General features: G+C 68.6%; 16 protein-coding genes and 2 tRNA genes. 4 read left to right on the top strand and 14 right to left on the bottom strand.

Features of this window, described 5'->3' with window-relative positions:
- Positions 1-6 precede the first annotated feature (6 nt).
- The 7 genes from mreD to IE140_RS06300 form a co-directional block, all read right to left on the bottom strand.
- Entirely contained in the window at positions 7-672 is a 666-nt protein-coding gene (mreD, locus tag IE140_RS06330) for a rod shape-determining protein MreD (RefSeq protein WP_032779141.1), read from the bottom strand.
- 5 nt (positions 673-677) lie between these two features.
- Entirely contained in the window at positions 678-1,727 is a 1,050-nt protein-coding gene (mreC, locus tag IE140_RS06325; RefSeq protein WP_093438036.1) for a rod shape-determining protein MreC, read from the bottom strand.
- 182 nt (positions 1,728-1,909) lie between these two features.
- Positions 1,910-2,929, bottom strand: a complete 1,020-nt coding sequence (locus IE140_RS06320) for a rod shape-determining protein (RefSeq protein ID WP_006124407.1) — start codon at positions 2,927-2,929, stop codon at positions 1,910-1,912.
- Between the two features lie 288 nt (positions 2,930-3,217).
- Complete coding sequence (gene ndk, locus IE140_RS06315) at positions 3,218-3,631, bottom strand: nucleoside-diphosphate kinase (RefSeq protein WP_006124409.1); 414 nt, start codon at positions 3,629-3,631, stop codon at positions 3,218-3,220.
- Between the two features lie 159 nt (positions 3,632-3,790).
- Entirely contained in the window at positions 3,791-4,144 is a 354-nt protein-coding gene (locus IE140_RS06310; protein ID WP_006124410.1) for a DUF4233 domain-containing protein, read from the bottom strand.
- 7 nt (positions 4,145-4,151) lie between these two features.
- Entirely contained in the window at positions 4,152-5,672 is a 1,521-nt protein-coding gene (gene folC / locus IE140_RS06305) for a bifunctional tetrahydrofolate synthase/dihydrofolate synthase (protein ID WP_150194959.1), read from the bottom strand.
- 132 nt (positions 5,673-5,804) lie between these two features.
- Positions 5,805-8,426 (bottom strand): valine--tRNA ligase, encoded by a 2,622-nt coding sequence (locus IE140_RS06300; protein WP_150194956.1) that lies wholly within the window; start codon positions 8,424-8,426, stop codon positions 5,805-5,807.
- A 298-nt stretch (positions 8,427-8,724) separates the two neighbouring features.
- Here IE140_RS06300 and IE140_RS06295 point away from each other — a divergent pair, with 298 nt between their 5' ends.
- Complete coding sequence (locus IE140_RS06295; RefSeq protein WP_109178512.1) at positions 8,725-9,714, top strand: hypothetical protein; 990 nt, start codon at positions 8,725-8,727, stop codon at positions 9,712-9,714.
- Between the two features lie 74 nt (positions 9,715-9,788).
- Here the strand turns inward: IE140_RS06295 and clpX are convergent, their stop codons facing one another.
- From clpX to IE140_RS06270, 5 genes are all read right to left on the bottom strand, one after another.
- A complete protein-coding gene (gene clpX, locus IE140_RS06290) occupies positions 9,789-11,087 on the bottom strand; it encodes an ATP-dependent Clp protease ATP-binding subunit ClpX (protein WP_006124414.1) in 1,299 nt (432 codons plus the stop codon).
- Between the two features lie 157 nt (positions 11,088-11,244).
- Complete coding sequence (locus tag IE140_RS06285) at positions 11,245-11,928, bottom strand: ATP-dependent Clp protease proteolytic subunit (protein WP_006124415.1); 684 nt, start codon at positions 11,926-11,928, stop codon at positions 11,245-11,247.
- An 82-nt stretch (positions 11,929-12,010) separates the two neighbouring features.
- The gene (locus tag IE140_RS06280; protein WP_030708378.1) at positions 12,011-12,616 is read right to left on the bottom strand and encodes an ATP-dependent Clp protease proteolytic subunit; all 606 of its coding nucleotides are present in this window, start codon (positions 12,614-12,616) and stop codon (positions 12,011-12,013) included.
- A 297-nt stretch (positions 12,617-12,913) separates the two neighbouring features.
- Entirely contained in the window at positions 12,914-14,314 is a 1,401-nt protein-coding gene (gene tig / locus IE140_RS06275; RefSeq protein ID WP_075266466.1) for a trigger factor, read from the bottom strand.
- Positions 14,315-14,464: 150 nt separating this feature from the next.
- Positions 14,465-14,541: transfer RNA gene (locus tag IE140_RS06270), tRNA-Pro, on the bottom strand.
- 178 nt (positions 14,542-14,719) lie between these two features.
- On the opposite strand from IE140_RS06270, the gene IE140_RS06265 reads away from it, so the two are divergent.
- A tRNA-Gly gene (locus IE140_RS06265) sits at positions 14,720-14,793 on the top strand.
- A gap of 75 nt (positions 14,794-14,868) precedes the next feature.
- On the opposite strand, the gene IE140_RS06260 is transcribed toward IE140_RS06265, so the two are convergent.
- Positions 14,869-15,045, bottom strand: a complete 177-nt coding sequence (locus IE140_RS06260) for a hypothetical protein (protein ID WP_010070684.1) — start codon at positions 15,043-15,045, stop codon at positions 14,869-14,871.
- A gap of 518 nt (positions 15,046-15,563) precedes the next feature.
- On the opposite strand from IE140_RS06260, the gene IE140_RS06255 reads away from it, so the two are divergent.
- A complete protein-coding gene (locus IE140_RS06255) occupies positions 15,564-16,730 on the top strand; it encodes an acyltransferase family protein (RefSeq protein WP_093438044.1) in 1,167 nt (388 codons plus the stop codon).
- Positions 16,731-16,808: 78 nt separating this feature from the next.
- On the opposite strand, the gene IE140_RS06250 is transcribed toward IE140_RS06255, so the two are convergent.
- Entirely contained in the window at positions 16,809-17,309 is a 501-nt protein-coding gene (locus IE140_RS06250) for an HD domain-containing protein (protein ID WP_150194954.1), read from the bottom strand.
- A 249-nt stretch (positions 17,310-17,558) separates the two neighbouring features.
- On the opposite strand from IE140_RS06250, the gene IE140_RS06245 reads away from it, so the two are divergent.
- Positions 17,559-18,743 (top strand): cation:proton antiporter, encoded by a 1,185-nt coding sequence (locus IE140_RS06245; protein WP_150194952.1) that lies wholly within the window; start codon positions 17,559-17,561, stop codon positions 18,741-18,743.
- Positions 18,744-18,747 lie beyond the last annotated feature (4 nt).

Genomic DNA, 18,747 nt, shown 5'->3' with positions numbered 1-18,747 from the left:
ACGGCTTCACAGTCGCTTGACCCCCTTGATCCGGCCCGCGCGGGCGGCCCGGTTGCGGGCCGCCTTGGCCCGCAGGCCGCCGCGCTGGTTGCCGATCCGCAGACCGGTGCCCGAGGCGAGCCAGCCGGCGGCGACGTCGTTGGAACCGGAGGAGGCCTCGGCGAGCGGGTCGTTCTCGGTGCGTCTGGCGAGCGCCATGATGAGCGGCACGGTGAAGGGCGCCAGCAGCAGGTCGTAGACCGCGGCCGTGAACAGCAGGCTGCCCAGGCCCACATGGCGGGCGGCGGTGTCGCCGACGAGCGCGCCGACGCCCGCGTACAGCAGGGTCGAGCCGATCGCGGCGGCGACGACCACGGCCATCGGGGCGAAGGCCGACTTCAGCTGCCCGTTCTCCGGCCGGATCATGCCCGCGAGGTAGCCGATGACGCAGAGCACCAGGGCGTAGCGTCCGGCGGCGTGGTCGGCGGGCGGCGCGAGGTCCGCGAGGAGGCCCGCGCCGAAGCCGATGAGGGAGCCGCTGACCGGCCCGTATACGAAGGCGAGTCCGAGGACCGTGAGCAGCAACAGGTCCGGGACCGCGCCGGGGAGCTGGAGGCGGGCGAGGACGGAGACCTGGATGACCAGGGCGACCACGACCAGGGCGGTGGAGAGCAGAGTCCGGTTGATGCGCATGGGGATCAGCCCTGCCCCTGGTCGTCGGGTTGCTGGGCGTTGCCCTGCTGGTTGCCTGCCGCGTCACCGGCGGCGTCGCCGCCGCCCGGCTGTTCGTTGATGTTGCCGACGACCTTGCCGGAGCCGTCCACCAGGTCGCCGTTGGGCTGGACCGTGACGGTGACCGTGGGGGTCGGCTTCGGCTTCGTCTTGGCGGGCTGCTTGGGCAGGACCGTGTCGCGCGGGTCCTGGCGGGGGGCCTGGACGACGACGCCGACGATGTCGAGCTTGGTGAACCCGACGTACGGCTTCACATAGACCGTGCGGGTCAGTGCGCCGCCGGACGGGTCGACGCGGACGACCTCGCCGACCGGGACGCCGGGCACGAACGGCTTGTCCTTGCTGGAGCCGAAGGTCACCAGCCGGTCGCCGGCCTTCACCTTGGCCTTGCCGTTGAGGAACTGCACCGACAGCGGGCGCGAGCCCTGGCCGGTGGCGAAGCCGAGCTCGTCGGTCTTCTCCATGCGGGTGCCGACGGTGAAGTCGGGGTCGTTGGCGAGCAGGACCGTCGCGGTGCTCGGGCCGACGGTGGTGACCCGGCCGACCAGCCCTTCCCCGTTGAGCACGGTCATGTCGCGCCGGATGCCGTCGTCGGAGCCGGCGTCGATGGTGACCGTCCAGGAGAAGCCCTGGGCCGCTCCTATGGCGATGACCTCGGCGCCCTTGATGCCGTACTGTCCGGCGCCCGCCTTCTTCAGCATGGCGTCGAGCTGGCGGACCCGGCTGTTGGTGCGGTCGTCGCTGCCGAGCTTGGCCTTCAGCGCCGCGTTCTCCTTCTCCAGGGTGGCGATCCGGTCGTGCCGGTTGCCGGAGTCCCTGACCGCCCCTATGGCGTTGCCCACCGGGTCGACCGCTGCCGCGACGCCGTTCTCGACCGGTCCGAAGACGGTGGCCGCGGCCTGCCGCGCGCCGTCGACCGGTGACCCCTCGCCGCCTCGGATATCCACCGTGATCAGGGCGAATGCGATGGCGATCAAGAGCACCAGGAGCAGCCGGCTCTCTCGTGTGTCCCTCACGTGCGGCGGCCGTGCCTTCCTCGTCGGAATATTCGTGCCTGTGTACGTCTCCGTACGGGGTACCGGTCGGAGGTGTCCCCGCTCCAGTACGTGTACAGCAACGATCTATATCAACGATCCGGCGACCGGAGCGGGTGCGTCCGCTCGCCGGATCGGGTGTGTCCCGCGGAAACCGCGCACCTCTAGCGGCGGGGCTGGGCGTCCAGCACCTGCTGGAGCGCCTCGAACTCCTCGACGCACTTGCCGGAGCCGAGCGCCACCGAGTCCAGCGGGTCCTCGGCGATGTGGATCGGCATGCCCGTCTCGTGGCGCAGCCGTTCGTCCAGACCGCGCAGCAGCGCGCCGCCGCCGGTGAGGACGATGCCGCGGTCCATGACGTCGCCGGACAGCTCGGGCGGGCACTTGTCGAGCGTCGTCTTCACGGCGTCGACGATCGCGTTGACCGGCTCCTCGATGGCCTTGCGGACCTCGGCGGCCGAGATGACGACCGTCTTCGGCAGCCCGGAGACCAGGTCGCGGCCGCGGATCTCGGTGTGCTCGTCCTTGTCCAGGTCGTACGCCGAACCGATGGTGATCTTGATCTGTTCGGCGGTCCGCTCACCGAGGAGGAGCGAGTACTCCTTCTTGATGTGCTGGATGATCGCGTTGTCCAGTTCGTCACCGGCGGTCCGGATCGACTGGGCAGTGACGATTCCGCCGAGCGAGATCACGGCGACCTCGGTGGTGCCGCCGCCGATGTCCACGACCATGTTGCCGGTGGCCTCGTGGACCGGCAGACCGGAGCCGATGGCCGCGGCCATGGGCTCCTCGATGATGTGCACCTGGCGCGCGCCGGCCTGCGTGGACGCCTCGATGACGGCGCGGCGCTCGACCCCGGTGATACCGGAGGGCACACAGACGACGACCCGGGGGCGGGCGAGATAGCGACGCTTGTGGATCTTGAGGATGAAGTAGCGGAGCATCCGCTCGGTGATCTCGAAGTCGGCGATCACGCCGTCCTTCAGGGGCCGCACGGCAACGATGTTGCCCGGCGTGCGCCCGATCATCTTCTTGGCCTCGGAGCCGACCGCCAGAATTCCGCCGGTGTTGGTGTTGATGGCCACGACGGACGGCTCGTTCAGAACGATGCCGCGCCCCCTGACGTACACCAGCGTGTTGGCAGTCCCGAGGTCGATAGCCATGTCACGGCCGATGAACGACATTGAGTTCCCCTTGTTCCCCATGAGGATGCGTCGGGCCTTCCCAGGTAGCGAAGATGGCTTGTTCTGGTAGGCGAGGTTGGCGCTGCGGGCGTGGAAGCTTCCATCGTAGTGCCGTATGCACGGACACAGCGCGAGGGTCCTTCGCCTTTGTGAGCGGAACGGGTGGCCGTTCTACCCAAGGTGACGTTACGTCGGAGGGATGCGTTCCCGCGATCCCAAACCCTATGCGGAGGGGCGACCGAATTACTTCGGTCGCCCCTCGCCTACAGCGCTGTTTGGCCGATCGAGTCAGGAAAGTCCCGGAAAGAAAAGCTTCAGTTCTCGCTCTGCGGACTCCTCCGAGTCCGAGGCGTGGATCAGGTTCTCCCGGGTGATCGTGCCGAAGTCACCACGGATGGACCCGGGCGCGGCGGCGATCGGGTCGGTGGGGCCGGCCAGGGCGCGGACGCCCTCGATGACCCGCTCGCCCTCGGCCACCAGGGCGACGACGGGGCCAGAGGCCATGAACTCCATGAGCGGCTCGTAGAACGGGCGGCCCTTGTGCTCGCCGTAGTGCTGCTCCAGCGTCTCGTGGTCCAGGGTGCGCAGCTCCAGCGCGGTGATCCGCCAGTTCGCCTTGCGCTCGATGCGGCCGACGATCTCGCCGATCAGGCCACGGCGGACCGCGTCGGGCTTGAGCAGGACGAGAGTGCGCTGAGTCATGTACGGCTCCTTGCAAGGCCAGGCATACGGGTGCGGTGAGGCGACATTACAGGGGTACGGGAACGGATCCACGCCCGGGTTCACCCTGGGTCACCTTCGGGCCCCGATTCCGCCGGAACCCGGGGCGGAGGCGGGCGTGTCGGACACCGCCGGGGATGCTCAGGCCGTGGCCTCTTCGGCCTCCTGCTGGGCGGCCCAGCGCGCCTTCGCCTCGTCGATCTTGCGGCCGTAGTGGATCGAGGCCCACCACAGCCCGCCGAAGGCGAGACCCAGGATGAACATCATCGGGACCACGAACCCGCTGAGGACCAGCGCGACCTGGAGCGCCCAGCCGAGCTGGATGCCGCCGGGCCGGGTGATCATTCCGCACAGCAGCACGGAGAGGGCCATGCCGATGCCGCACACCGTCCAGACCACGGTCATGGAGGCGTCGTCCAGCTTCATCGCGACGAGACCGGCGAAGCCGATGACGAAGAACTCGCCGATGAGCGTCGAGGCGCAGAGCGTCCGCATCCCTCTCTCAGCCCCTTCCCAGCAGCAGCCGGGCTTCGCCGACCGTGATCACGGATCCGGTCACCAGCACCCCGGCGCCCGCGTACTCGTCCTCCTCCTCGGCCAGCGTGATCGCCGCCTCCAGGGCGTCGTCGAGGCGCGGCTCCACCTGGACCCGGTCGTCGCCGAAGACCTCGACGGCGATCGCGGCCAGCGCGTCCGCGTCCATCGCGCGCGGGGTGGAGTTCTGCGTGACGACGATCTCGGCGAAGATCGGCTCGAAGGCCTCCAGGAGCCCGCGGACGTCCTTGTCGTCGCTCGTGCCGACGACACCGATCAGCCGGGAGAAGCTGAAGGCCTCGGAGATGCCGTCCGCCGTCGCCTTGGCTCCCGCGGGGTTGTGCGCGGCGTCCAGGACGACGGTCGGGCTGGAGCGCACGACCTCCAGGCGGCCCGGCGAGAGCACCGAGGCGAACGCCTTGCGGATGGCGTCGATGTCGAGGGAGCGGGCCTGCTCGGCGCCGATGCCGAAGAACGCCTCGACGGCGGCGAGCGCGACGGCCGCGTTGTGCGCCTGGTGGGCGCCGTAGAGCGGAAGGAAGATCTCCTCGTACTCCCCGCCCAGACCCCGCAGGGTGACGAGCTGGCCGCCGACCGCGATCTCGCGGGAGGTCACGCCGAACTCCATGCCCTCGCGGGCCACGGTGGCGTCGACCTCGACGGCCTTCTTCAGCATCACCTGCGCGGCGTCCACCGGCTGCTGCGCCAGGATGACCGTGGCGCCCTCCTTGATGATCCCGGACTTCTCGCCGGCGATCTCGGCGGGCGTGGTGCCGAGCCGGTCCGTGTGGTCCAGCGAGATCGGGGTGACGACGGCGACCGTGGAGTCGATGACGTTCGTCGCGTCCCACGTGCCGCCCATGCCGACCTCGACGACCGCCACGTCGACGGGGGCGTCGGCGAAGGCCGCGTACGCCATGCCGGTGAGGACCTCGAAGAAGGAGAGTCGGTAGGGCTGCTGGGCGTCGACCATCTCGACGTACGGCTTGATGTCCTCGTACGTCTCGATGAACCGCTCGGCCGCGATCGGCGAGCCGTCGAGGCTGATCCGCTCGGTGATCGTCTGGACGTGCGGGGAGGTGTAGCGGCCGGTGCGCAGTTCGAAGGCGTTGAGGAGGGCCTCGATCATGCGGGCCGTGGAGGTCTTGCCGTTGGTCCCCGTGATGTGGATCGAGGGGTAGGCGCGCTGCGGCTCGCCGAGGACGTCCATCAGGGCGGCGATGCGCGTGACGGAGGGCTCCAGCTTGGTCTCGCCCCAGCGTCCGGCGAGCTCCTGCTCCACGGCGCGCAGTGCCTTGTCGGTCTCGGGGTCGGCCGGGCGGGCGGGGACCGCTTCGCCCTGCGGCTGACCCGAGTGGGCGCGCAGCGTGCGGCTCCCGGCCTCGATCACCGCCAGGTCGGGGTCGCGCTGGGTCGCCTCGTCGACGATCTCCTCGAAGGTGTCGTCGGGATCGGACGCGTCGTGCCGGTCTGGGCGGGGCTCACTCACGGGCCCCAGTCTACGGATGGGCACCGACAACGCGCGCAGCGCCCGGCGAACTGTCGGCGACCGGTGCGGCGAAGCCCCCGCGTCCCGGTCGGTCGGGTGCGCGGGGGCTTCGGCCAGACACCCCCTAGGAGATCAGCTCTGCGGGAGGGCCGCCAGCTGGGCGCCGATGCGCTCGATGTCGGCCTCGGCCTTGGCGAGCCGGCCGCGGATCTTGTCGACCACGTTGTCCGGGGCCTTGGCCAGGAAGGCCTCGTTGCCGAGCTTGCCGGTGGCCTGGGCCTTCTCCTTCTGCGCGGCCTCCAGGTCCTTGGTGAGGCGCTTGCGCTCGGCCGCCACGTCGATCGTGCCGGACAGGTCCAGGGCGACGGTGGCTCCGGCGACCGGGAGCGAGGAGGTGGCGTGGAAGCCGTCGCCGGCGGGCTGGAGCCGCAGGAGCTGGCGCATGGCCGCCTCGTGCGGGGCGAGCCCCGTGCCGGTCAGGGTCAGCTCGGCCGGGACCTTCTGGCCGGGCTGGAGGCCCTGGTCGTTGCGGAAGCGGCGGACCTCGGTGACGACCTGCTGGACCAGCTCGATCTCCTTCTCGGCCGCGTCGTCACGGAAGCCGGAGTCGGCCGGCCACTCGGCGATGACGATCGACTCGCGTCCGGTGAGCGCGGTCCACAGCGCCTCCGTGACGAACGGGACGATCGGGTGCAGCAGCCGCAGCATCACGTCGAGGACCTCGCCGAGGACCCGGCCCGAGACCTCGGCCGGGCGGCCGCCCGCGAAGAACGTGGTCTTGGAGAGCTCGACGTACCAGTCGAAGACCTCGTCCCAGGCGAAGTGGCGCAGCGCCTCGCTGATCTTGGCGAACTGGAAGTCGTCGTAGAACGCGTCGACGTCCGCGACCGTCTTGTTGAGGCGCGACAGGATCCAGCGGTCGGTGACCGACATCTCCTCGGCCGAGGGCAGCTCGCCCTCGATCGTCGCGCCGTTCATCAGGGCGAAGCGGGTGGCGTTCCAGATCTTGTTGGAGAACTTCGCCGAGCCCTGGACCCAGTCCTCGCCGATCGGGACGTCGGTGCCCGGGTTGGCGCCGCGCGCGAGGGTGAAGCGCAGGGCGTCGGAGCCGTACTTGTCCATCCAGTCCAGCGGGTTGACGACGTTCCCGAAGGACTTCGACATCTTCTTGCCGTGCTCGTCGCGGACCATGCCGTGCAGGACGATGGTGCCGAACGGCGGAACGCCGTCGTTGACGTACAGGCCGAACATCATCATCCGGGCGACCCAGAAGAAGAGGATGTCGTAGCCGGTGACCAGGACGGAGTTCGGGTAGAACTTCGCGAGGCTGTCGGTGCGTTCGGGCCAGCCGAGCGTGGAGAAGGGCCACAGGCCGGAGGAGAACCAGGTGTCCAGGACGTCGTTGTCCTGGGTCCAGCCCTCGCCGGTGGGCGCCTCGTCGTCCGGTCCGACGCAGACGACCTCGCCGTTCGGGCCGTACCAGACGGGGATGCGGTGGCCCCACCAGAGCTGGCGCGAGATGCACCAGTCGTGGAGGTTGTCGACCCAGTCGAAGTACCGCTTCTCCATCTCCTGCGGGTGGATCTTGACCTTGCCGTCGCGGACCGCGTCACCGGCGGCCTCGGCGAGCGGGGCGACCTTGACCCACCACTGGAGCGAGAGGCGCGGCTCGATGGTGGTCTTGCAGCGCGAGCAGTGCCCGACGGAGTGGACGTAGGGGCGCTTCTCGGCGACGATCCGGCCCTCGGCGCGCAGGGCGGCGACGATCGCGGAGCGGGCCTCCAGCCGGTCCAGGCCCTCGAAGGGGCCGGGGACGGTGATGACCGCGCGCTCGTCGAGGACGGTGATGAACGGCAGGTCGTGACGGTTGCCGATCTCGAAGTCGTTCGGGTCGTGGGCGGGGGTCACCTTGACCGCGCCGGTGCCGAACTCCGGGTCGACGTGGTGGTCGGCGACGACGGGGATGGTGCGGTCCGTCAGCGGCAGCTTGATCTGCTTGCCGATCAGGTGCTGGTAGCGCTCGTCGTCGGGGTGGACGGCGACGGCGGTGTCGCCGAGCATCGTCTCGGCGCGGGTGGTGGCGACGACGATGGTCTCGTCCCCCTCCCCGTACGTCATGGAGACGAGCTCGCCGTCGTCCTCCTGGTACTCGACCTCGATGTCGGAGATCGCGGTGAGGCAGCGGGGGCACCAGTTGATGATGCGTTCGGCGCGGTAGATCAGCCCGTCGTCGTACATCTGCTTGAAGACGGTCTGGACGGCCTTGGAGAGGCCCTCGTCCATGGTGAAGCGCTCACGGGACCAGGCGACGCCCTCGCCGAGGCGGCGCATCTGGCCGGAGATCTGGCCGCCGGACTCGTTCTTCCACTGCCAGACGCGCTCGACGAAGGCCTCGCGGCCCAGGTCGTGGCGGGACTTGCCCTCCTTGCCGAGCTCGCGCTCGACGACGTTCTGGGTGGCGATACCGGCGTGGTCCATGCCCGGCTGGTACAGCGCCTCGAAGCCCTGCATCCGCTTCCGGCGGACGAGGGCGTCGATCAGGGTGTGCTCGAAGGCGTGGCCCAGGTGGAGGGAGCCGGTGACGTTCGGCGGCGGGATGACGATGCTGTAGGGCGGCTTGTCGCTGTGCTCGTCCGCTTCGAAGTAACCACGCTCTACCCAGCGCTCGTACAGCTTCCCCTCTACATCGGCCGGCGCGTACGTGGTCGGCAGTTCGGGGTTGCTGGCTGGCTGCTGCGATGAGTTCTCGGTCACGGGAGACAGTTTAGGGCCGTCACAGGTCTGCACTGAAACGGATTGGTTCAGTAACGGTGTACGGGCCGATCCCCCGTGTCAGGGCGGCTTCCGTCAGGATGTTCGCAACGCATAGGACCGACCGGCATGTGGAGGGCGGAGGAAGGAGCGGGGCTGGGTGCGTGCAGCTGCAAGGCGGAGGATCGAGCCAACGCGGAGCGTTGGTGATTGACGACAACGCCGCAGATGCGCGTGCCCAGCCCCGCGACGCCGCCCCCCACGTGCCGGTCGGTCCAAGGATTCTTGAGGGGACACCGCAATGAGCTACAACCAGCCGGGCCCGTACGGTGGGCAGCCGCCGCAGGGCCAGCCCGGACCGTACGGACAGCAGCCGGGCCCGTACGGCGCCCCGCCGCCGCAGGGCCAGCCCGGCTACGGCTACCCGCAGCAGGCCCCGCAGGGCGTCCCCCCGCAGCAGCCGAACCCGTACGGGCAGCCGTCGGCGCCGCAGCAGGGTTACGGCTACCCGCAGGCGCAGCAGCCGGGCCCGTACGGTCAGCAGCCGCCCCAGCCGCCGTACGGCGGGCAGCCCATGTACGGCCAGCAGCCGCCGCAGCCGAAGAAGAAGACCGGGCTGATCGTCGCCGTGGCCGTGGTGGCGCTGGCGGTCATCGCGGGCGGGGTGTACTTCCTCACGGGCGACAGGGCCAGCAACTCGGACGTCTCCGAGGCGACCAAGGGCTACAAGATCACGCCCCCGGACGCGGTCGACGCCTACAAGCGGGACACCACGAAGCCGGTGCTCAGCGCACCGCTGACCGGGACGAAGAAGTCGGACGTCGAGGCGCTGGGGATCAAGAACCCCAGCGCGGCCAAGGCCGACTACTCGGTGGGCACCGCGGCCGCCGCCACCAAGGTGCTCAACTTCGAGGGCTTCTGGGGCGAGATCGCCGATCCGGCCAAGGTGGTCAACGACGCCTTCAACGACGTCGAGAAGGACGCCAAGACGGGCAGCGGCGAGGTCTCCATCGAGCTCGTCGGTTCGGCCGAGACCGCCGAACCCGAAGGGTTCGACGGGGCGGTGATGAAGTGCCAGGACCTCAAGGTGACCAACAAGAACGGCGACGGCTCGGTCGCCAAGGGGCCCCAGCACTTCATCCTCGCGGTCTGCGTCTGGGCCGACTACAGCACGGCCGGTATCACGACGACCGCGGACAAGGCGCTGGCACTCGCCGGTCAGGGCGTGCCCAAGAACGAGGCCGCGGCCCTCACCGCCAAGCTCTACAACACCGCCCGCACCAAGATCTGACGGCTCGACGCCGAAGGGGCGCCCGCCGGTTCATCCGGTGGGCGCCCCTTCGGCGTAGGACAAGTCCTCTGCGGCTAGGCCGACTTCTCGTGGCGGCCGCCGTCGTTCTTGCCGATCGTGCGCGGCTCGCGCGGGACCAGCGTCGGGTTGACGTTGTCGCGGACGACGTCGGGCGTGATGACGACGCGGGCGACGTCCTTGCGGGACGGGACCTCGTACATCACGGACTGGAGGACTTCCTCCATGATCGCCCGCAGGCCGCGCGCGCCGGTCTGGCGCAGGATCGCCTGGTCGGCGATGGCCTCCAGCGCCTCACGCTCGAAGTCCAGCTCCACACCGTCGAGTTCGAAGAGGCGCTGGTACTGCTTGACCAGGGCGTTGCGCGGCTCGATGAGGATCTGGAGCAGGGCCTCGCGGTCCAGGTTGTGGACCGAGGTCAGCACGGGGAGACGGCCGATGAACTCCGGGATCATCCCGAACTTCACCAGGTCCTCCGGCATGACCTCCTGGAACTGGTCGCTCGCCTGGATCTCCAGCTTGGAGCGGATCGTGGCACCGAAGCCGATGCCCTTGGCGCCGGCCCGGGACTCGATGATCTTCTCCAGGCCGGAGAACGCGCCGCCCACGATGAACAGCACGTTCGTCGTGTCGATCTGGATGAACTCCTGGTGGGGGTGCTTGCGTCCGCCCTGCGGCGGAACGGAGGCGGTGGTGCCCTCCAGGATCTTCAGCAGGGCCTGCTGCACGCCCTCGCCGGAGACATCGCGGGTGATCGAGGGGTTCTCGCTCTTGCGGGCGACCTTGTCGATCTCGTCGATGTAGATGATCCCGGTCTCGGCCTTCTTGACGTCGTAGTCGGCCGCCTGGATCAGCTTGAGCAGGATGTTCTCGACGTCCTCGCCGACATATCCGGCCTCCGTCAGCGCCGTCGCGTCCGCGATCGCGAACGGGACGTTGAGCATGCGGGCCAGCGTCTGGGCGAGAAGCGTCTTGCCGGAACCCGTGGGGCCCAGCAGGAGGATGTTCGACTTGGCGAGCTCGATCGCGTCCTCGCGACCGGCGCCGCCGCCGTTCTCCCCGGCCTGGACCCGCTTGTAGTGGTTGTACACCGCGACCGAGAGGGCCTTCTTCGCGGGCTCCTGCCCGACGACGTACCCCTCCAGGAACTCGTAGATCTCGCGGGGCTTGGGAAGCTCTTCCCAGCGCACCTCGCTCGTCTCCGCGAGCTCCTCCTCGATGATCTCGTTGCAGAGATCGATGCACTCGTCGCAGATGTACACACCGGGTCCCGCGATGAGCTTCTTCACCTGCTTCTGGCTCTTTCCGCAGAACGAGCACTTGAGCAGGTCGCCGCCATCACCGATGCGTGCCACGAGGTGCTTCCCCTTCGCCTGGGACGCCGCCTGGTTCAGCGGCTCCTGGTGCCTCTATCCGACGGTACCTTGCCTGGGCCCCCGTTCGGGCCCCCCTTGGCACGGTTCACACGGCCGTGGTCGTGCAAACGGAATGTGCCAAGGGGAAAGACCGACGTCAGAGCGATGCGCCCGCGGTGGTCTTGCGGGTGGAAACGATCTGGTCGACCAGACCGTAGGCCAGGGCGTCCTCGGCCGTGAGGATCTTGTCGCGCTCGATGTCCTCGCTGATCTTCTCCAGCGGGGTCGTCGAGTGGCGGGCCAGCATCTCCTCCAGCTGCGTACGCATACGGAGGATCTCGTTGGCCGCGATCTCCAGGTCGGAGAGCTGCTCGCGGCCGGTCTGCGAGGACGGCTGGTGGATGAGGACCCGGGCGTGCGGGAGCGCCATGCGCTTGCCCGGGGTGCCGGCGGCGAGCAGGACGGCGGCGGCGGAGGCCGCCTGGCCCATGCAGACCGTCTGGATGTCCGGCTTCACGAACTGCATCGTGTCGTAGATCGCGGTGAGCGCGGTGAACGAGCCGCCGGGGCTGTTGATGTAGATCGAGATGTCGCGGTCGGGGTCCATCGACTCCAGGCACAGCAGCTGCGCCATGACGTCGTTGGCCGAGGCGTCGTCGATCTGGACGCCGAGGAAGATCACGCGCTCCTCGAAGAGCTTCGCGTACGGGTCGTACTCGCGCACACCCTGCGAGGTGCGCTCCACGAAGCGCGGGACGACGTAGCGGTTGTCCACCTGCGGGCCGGTGTAGAGGCCGCTCGCGGAGGCGCCGGAGAAGTTGTTCATGTGGGTGTTCACCATCCTGGTGGCGTTCTGGGGCTGGAGGTCTCGGCGTACGAGATGAGGGTGCGGGAGTGGTGCCGACGGTCCGGTGGGGACCGGATCAGGCACCGGTGCCGCCGCCGCCCGGGATGCCCGACGCGAACGTGATGATCTCGTCGATGAGGCCGTAGTCCTTGGCCTCCTCCGCCGTGTACCAGCGGTCGCGGTCGCCGTCGCGGATGATCGTCTCGACGGTCTGGCCGGAGTGGTGGGCGGTGATCTCCGCCATCCGCGTCTTGGTGCGGAGCAGGTACTCGGCCTGGATCTTGATGTCCGAGGCCGTGCCGCCGATACCGGCCGAACCCTGGTGCATGAGGATGTCGGTGTTCGGGAGCGCGAAGCGCTTGCCCGAGGCGCCGCCGGTGAGCAGGAACTGGCCCATGGAGGCGGCCATGCCCATGCCGATGGTGACGACGTCGTTGGGGATGTACTGCATGGTGTCGTAGACCGCCATGCCGGCCGTCACCGAACCACCGGGGCTGTTGATGTAGAGGTAGATGTCCTTGTCCGGGTCGGCGGCAAGGAGGAGAAGCTGTGCGGTGATCTTGTTGGCGATGTCATCGTCGACCTGCTGGCCGAGGAAGATGATGCGCTCGCCGAGCAGTCGGCTGTAGACCTGGTCACCGAGGCCACCACCGAGGGACGGCTCACCGGCGGCGTAGGGCATCAGATTCGTCACGTATCCACCTGCTCGTCTCTGACGGCTCCGGCCGTCTCAGCGTCTTCGTACCGGGCGGGTGGAGCCACTGCTCCACCCTTCCTCTTCATGGACCCTAACGCGCAGGTGGGACAACGCCATCCCGCTTCCGCAACTGTTCGCTGGGAGCGCAAGCTCCGCAGTGGGCACAAGGGTTCCGGGGGCGCGCGGCGGTCCGGCGCGCTACGCCGACGGGCCCCGAACACGCGATGCGTTCGGGGCCCGTCGTGACGATCAGCGCGAGGCTGTCGCGGAGCGGAGCGAGGCTCAGGCCTCGTTCTTCTCCTCGGCCTTGTCGTCCGCCTTGTCCTCGGTGGCGGCCTCGGCCGTCTCCGTGGCCTCGGCGGCCTCGTCCTCGTCGTCCTCCAGGTCGACGATCTCACCGTTGGTGTCGACGACCTTGGCGGCCTCGACGACGACGGCGAGCGCCTTGCCGCGGGCGACCTCGCCGACGAGCATCGGCACCTGGCCACCCTCGACGACGGCCTGGGCGAACTGGTCGGGGCTCATGCCGGAGGAGGCGGCACGCCGCATGAGGTGCTCGGTGAGCTCCTCCTGGTTGACGTTCAGCTTCTCCTTGTTGACGAGCTCGTCAAGGATGAACTGGGTCTTGATGCCCTTGATCGCCTGCTCGGAGGTCTCGTTCTCGAACTCCTCCAGGGTCTTGCCCTGGATCTCGAGGTACTTCTCGAGGTCGAGGCCCATCTGACCGAGCTGGTGGTGCTCCAGGTTGTGCTTGCGGGTCTGGACCTCGTCCGCGAGCAGCTTCTCCGGGATCGGGACCTCGGCGAGCTTCAGCAGCTCCTCCAGGACGCGCTCCTGGGCCTGGGTGGCCTGGTCGTACTGCTTGGTGGTCTCCAGGCGCTTGCGGCTGTCGGCCTTCAGCTCCTCCAGCGTGTCGAACTCGCTGGCCATCTGGGCGAAGTCGTCGTCCAGCTCGGGGAGCTCACGGGCGGCGACGGCGGTGACCTTGACGGTGACCTCCGCGTCCTTGCCCTCGGCGGAGCCGCCCTTCAGCTGCGAGGTGAAGGTGGCCTCGCCGCCGGCCTCCAGACCGGTCACGGCCTCGTCGATGCCGTCGAGGAGCTCGCCGGAACCGATGGTGTACGAGACACCGTCGGCCACGCCGTCCTCGAGGACCTCGCCGTCGACCTTGGCCTGCAGGTCGATCGTGACGACGTCGCCGTCGGCGGCGGCGCGCTCGACCGGGTTGGTGGAGGCGAAGCGCTCGCGGAGCTGCTCCACGGCCTTCTCGACCTCTTCGTCGGTGACCTCGAGGGCGTCGACGGTGACCTCGATGCCGGAGTAGTCCGGGATCTCGATCTCGGGGCGTACGTCAACCTCGGCGGTGAAGGCCAGCAGCTCGCCGTCCTTCAGCTCGGTGATGTCGACCTCGGGCTGGCCGAGGACGTTCAGCTCACCCTCGTTGACCGCCTCGGTGTAGAACTTCGGGAGGGCGTCGTTGACGGCCTCCTCCAGCACCGCACCGCGGCCGAACCGCTGGTCGATGACCCGGGCGGGGATCTTGCCCTTGCGGAAGCCCTTCACCGTGACCTGCTGGTTGATCTTCTTGTACGCCGCGTCGAGGCTGTCCTTGAGCTCCTCGAAGGGCACCTCGATGCTGAGCCGAACCCGAGTCGGGTTCAGGGTCTCCACGGCGCTCTTCACGGTTCGGTCTCCTTGGTGGCTGACTTCTTGGGGTTCTGCTGGGCCGCCGAGTGGCGGCTTCGCGGACCGAGCCCGGTACATCAGACACACGGGCACGCATTTTGCATAGTAACGGCAAGGGGGAGGACTCCCACAATGCGATCTTGCTGGTGGTCGGGGTGGCCGGATTCGAACCGACGACCTTCCGCTCCCAAAGCGGACGCGCTACCAAGCTGCGCCACACCCCGTCGGTGCGACACGTAGGGTACATGCACGGCGACCGTGGGATCCGCCGCTTTACGGAGCGGCGTCAGGGGTCGGATCCGAGTCCGGTCCGGCGGTCGGCACAACGGGTGTGCGGGCACCGCCGCCGACCCGCTACGATGCTCTTCGTGCCGCGGTCGACAGACCTGCGGTGCGACGCTTGCGGGCGTAGCTCAATGGTAGAGCCCTAGTCTTCCAAACTAGCTACGCGGGTTCGATTCCCGTCGCCCGCTCCACGCAGTCGAGGGCCGGGCCGGAGGATGATCCTCCGGCCCGGCCCTCGCGCTGTGCGCGACAGACGGCTCCGTGCCTCAGAAGCTGATCTGGTTGATGGTGTCGGCCAGCGAGTTCATGAACCTGTTGATCGACGGGGCCATGCCGGTCGATGCCAGGAAGAAGCCGAAGAGCACGGCGACGATCGCGGGTCCGGGCTTGATGGAGCCGCTCCGGATCATTACCACCAGGATGACCGCGAAAAGCAGCACCATAGACAGTGATATAGCCACGTCTGATCACACCCTCGGTCGGTCCGCCTTGCCGGCCCGGAAGCGTGCACCACCGCGCGCCCCGTCACCTCCATCGTGCCACCAACTCCCCCGTGGTTGCTGCCGGGTGACGGAACGGAGTGACTGGATCCCGCCATCCTTCCCGGCCGGTGGCGTCGCGGACGGCCGGCTCGGGCGCGGGGCCGCGGTCGTGCCGCGCCCGGAAGGGACACCGGCCTCGTACCGCCCGCCACTCCCTGTGCGTCGGCTGTGAAAACCCGGTGGCCGAATATCCGCAACCTCGATCGTTTCCGCATCCCCACACTTCATTCACAGCCAATTGACGGCGTGGATGCGACGTAATTCACTCCGGTCAACACCCTGCCGATATGCCCTGTTTAAGGGGGATCAAAGGTGTCATAACGGGCTGCGTTCGGTGGTTTCGCATTCGAACGGAGGGGAACACGCGATATCTCCCCGCAGTTTTACGCGAGGCAATCGACCGGTCTAAGGTGCCTTAGATGTTCCAAGCTCCGAGCGTATTTCAGAGGGCCCCGCTCCCCCCGGCGACCCGGGAGTCGGAGCCCAGACACGCGCAGACGCTCACCGCCACAGCGCCCCGGCCCGCCCCCGGGACCAGCGCTCCGGGTGCCGCCGCTCCGGCGCCCGCGGCGGCGAAGAAGCGCGATCCCTACTTCGACAACGTGAAGTATCTGGCCATCGTCCTCGTCGCGGTGGCACACGCCTGGGAACCCGTGATGGACGGCAGCCGGGCCACCCGGGCGCTGTACATGATCGTGTACATGTTCCACATGCCGGCGTTCATCATCATCTCCGGCTATTTCTCCCGGTCGTTCGACATGACGGCCCCCAAGGTGAAGCGGCTGATCACCTCGGTCGCGGTGCCGTACCTGGTGTTCGAGACGGCCTATTCGCTCTTCAAACGGTACGCGGACGATTCGCCCGACATGGCGATCAGTCTGGTGGACCCGTTCTTCCTGACCTGGTTCCTGATCGCCCTGTTCATCTGGCGGGTGACCACACCGATCTGGCAGGCGATCCGCCATCCGCTGCCGGTGGCCCTCGCCATCGCCATGCTCGCCTCCGTCTCCCCCGACATCGGCGACGACCTCGACCTCCAGCGGGTGCTGCAGTTCCTGCCGTTCTTCGTGCTCGGCCTGCTGGTGAAGCCCGAGCACTTCCAGCTGGTCAGGCGGCGCGAGGTGCGGCTGCTGTCGGTGCCACTGTTCGCCGGTGCGCTGCTCTTCGCCTACTGGGCAGCCCCGCGCATGCAGCTCGGCTGGTTCTACCGCGCCAACAGCGCCCAGGAGATGGGTGCCCCCTGGTGGTCGGGGGCGGTGATGACGCTCGCGATGTTCGGCTGCGCCCTGGTGCTGACGGTCGGCTTCCTGGCCTGGGTGCCCGGCCGGGCGCGGTGGTTCACGGTGCTCGGAGCCGGCACGATCTGCGGCTATCTGCTGCACGGCTTCCTGATCAAGGGGGCCGAGTACGCGGGCCTGTTCGACCACTACACCTGGCTCTCCGACCCGGTCGGACTGGTCGTCGTCTCGCTCGTGGCGGCGGTCGCCGTGACGCTCATGTGCACCCCGCTGGTGGGCCGCGCGCTGAAATGGGCCACCGAGCCGGACATGAACTGGGCGTTCCGGAAGTTCTCCGCGCGGCGCTGAGCCCCTGGACGGCCGGCGCTTCCGCCGGCCCTCACGCAGCTCTCCACTGATCCACCTGCCGGCCCCGTCGCGGGTGGATCAGTGCGTTTCCGGGTTGGCCGAATTCTTTCGGTCCGAGGGTGATTCGCCGCCGACCAGCCCCAGCAGCCCTCGCACCTGCGCATACTTCGCCGTCAGCCGGGTACGGGTCGGCTCGTCCAGGACCGCCAGGCGGGCGGGATCCGCATTGTGGGCGAGATCTGCCTCTTTGACGAGCAGTGCGCCCGGGGTGGCCAGGATCCGCGCGGTGTACGAGGACAGCTCCTCCCCCGGCCGCTTGGTCACCGCCAGGACCATGTCCTTCACCTCCTGCGGCAGGGCGGCGGCCGCCAGCCACTCGGCGGAGAGCGCGTCGTCCTCGACCGCGTCGTGCAGCCAGGCCGCCGCGATCTGCCCCTCGTCGCCACCGCGTACCCGTACACCTTCGGCCACCGCCGCGAGATGTTCCACGTACGGGCGGCCCGCCTTGTCGGTCTGCCGCGCATGGGCCTCGCGGGCGATGGCCTCCACCTCGGAGACGCTCAGATGCCGTCCAGTCATGGGCCGTCTCTACGGCCGTGTCCAGGGCCGGATCCGAACTCGCCGCTCACACAACGGTGTTGACGGGACCCCTGGATGGGATCCCCGGATGGGACCAAGCAGACGAATATTGACAATCCGACGGATCTATAGTTGCAGCCTCAATCGTTCGGTAAACTAATTACTGATGGATTCTTGATGCCCCCTTGACCAGCTCTTGACCGACCCTGAAGGACCAGGCTCATCGGACACGCAGACACCCTTCTCGCCATGGGCGGCGCCTTCCTGGCCGCTGCCGTCCTCGCCCGCCTCGGCGGCCGTATCGGGCTGCCGACGATCCCCCTGTTCATCCTGGCCGGGATCCTCCTCGGCCCGCACACCCCCGGGTACACGCTCCTCTCCAACCCGCACGACCTGGAGATGCTCTCCGCGCTGGGACTCGTCCTCCTGCTCTTCTACCTGGGGCTCGAGTTCCACATGGACGACCTCAGGACGGGTGGCCGGAAGATGGCCATCGCGGGCGGGACGTATCTCGTCCTGAACGTCGGCGCCGGTCTCATATTCGGCTTCGCGCTGGGCTGGGGCACCTCGGAGGCGCTGGTCCTCGCCGGTGTCCTCGGTATCTCCTCGTCCGCGATCGTCACCAAGATCCTGGTGGACCTGGGGCGCATCGGTAATCCGGAGACCCGCCCGATCCTCGGCATCATCGTCGTCGAGGACATCTTCCTCGCCCTGTACCTCGCCGCGCTCCAGCCGATCCTGTCCGGTGCGGACAGCCTCTCGGCCGCGCTGGTCGACGGCGGCAAGGCCTTCGGCTTCCTGCTGCTGCTCGCGCTGGCGGCCCGGTTCGGTACGAAGCTCATCGGCAAGCTCATGAACACCAAGGACGACGAGCTCCTCGTCATCTCGTTCCTGGGTGTGGCCGTCTTCGTCGCCGGGGTCTCCGAGATGTTCGGCGTCGCCGACGCGATCGGCGCGTTCATGGTCGGCCTGATGCTCGGCTCCACCTCGTCGGGCGACCGCATCCTCAAGCTGGTCCACCCGCTGCGGGACGCCTTCGGCGCCATCTTCTTCTTCGCCTTCGGCCTCTCCATCGACCCGGGTGACCTGCCGAGCGTGCTGTGGCCCGTGGTGGCGGCCGTGGTGCTGACGCTCGCCATGAACATCGCGGCCGGCCTCGCGGCGGCCAAGGTGTACTCCTTCGGCGCGCAGGCCACGTCCAACATCGCGACCACGCTGGTCGCCCGCGGTGAGTTCGCGCTCATCCTGGCCACGATGGCGGCGGCCGCCGGACTGGACGAGCGGCTCTCGCCGTTCATCGCCGGCTACGTCCTCCTCCTCGCCGTCCTCGCCCCGCTGGCCGCCGGACGCTCGCACTGGCTGGCCCGCATCCTGCCGGGCGGCCGCAGGAAGGACGACCACCAGGATCAGGACCAGGTCCCGGTGTCGGTCTGACCGG

This window comes from Streptomyces parvus, assembly GCF_014648875.1.
Taxonomy (GTDB): Bacteria; Actinomycetota; Actinomycetes; order Streptomycetales; family Streptomycetaceae; genus Streptomyces; species Streptomyces parvus.
The sequence above is the reverse complement of the archived record's forward strand: the minus strand, read 5'-3'. Positions and strand labels throughout refer to the sequence as shown.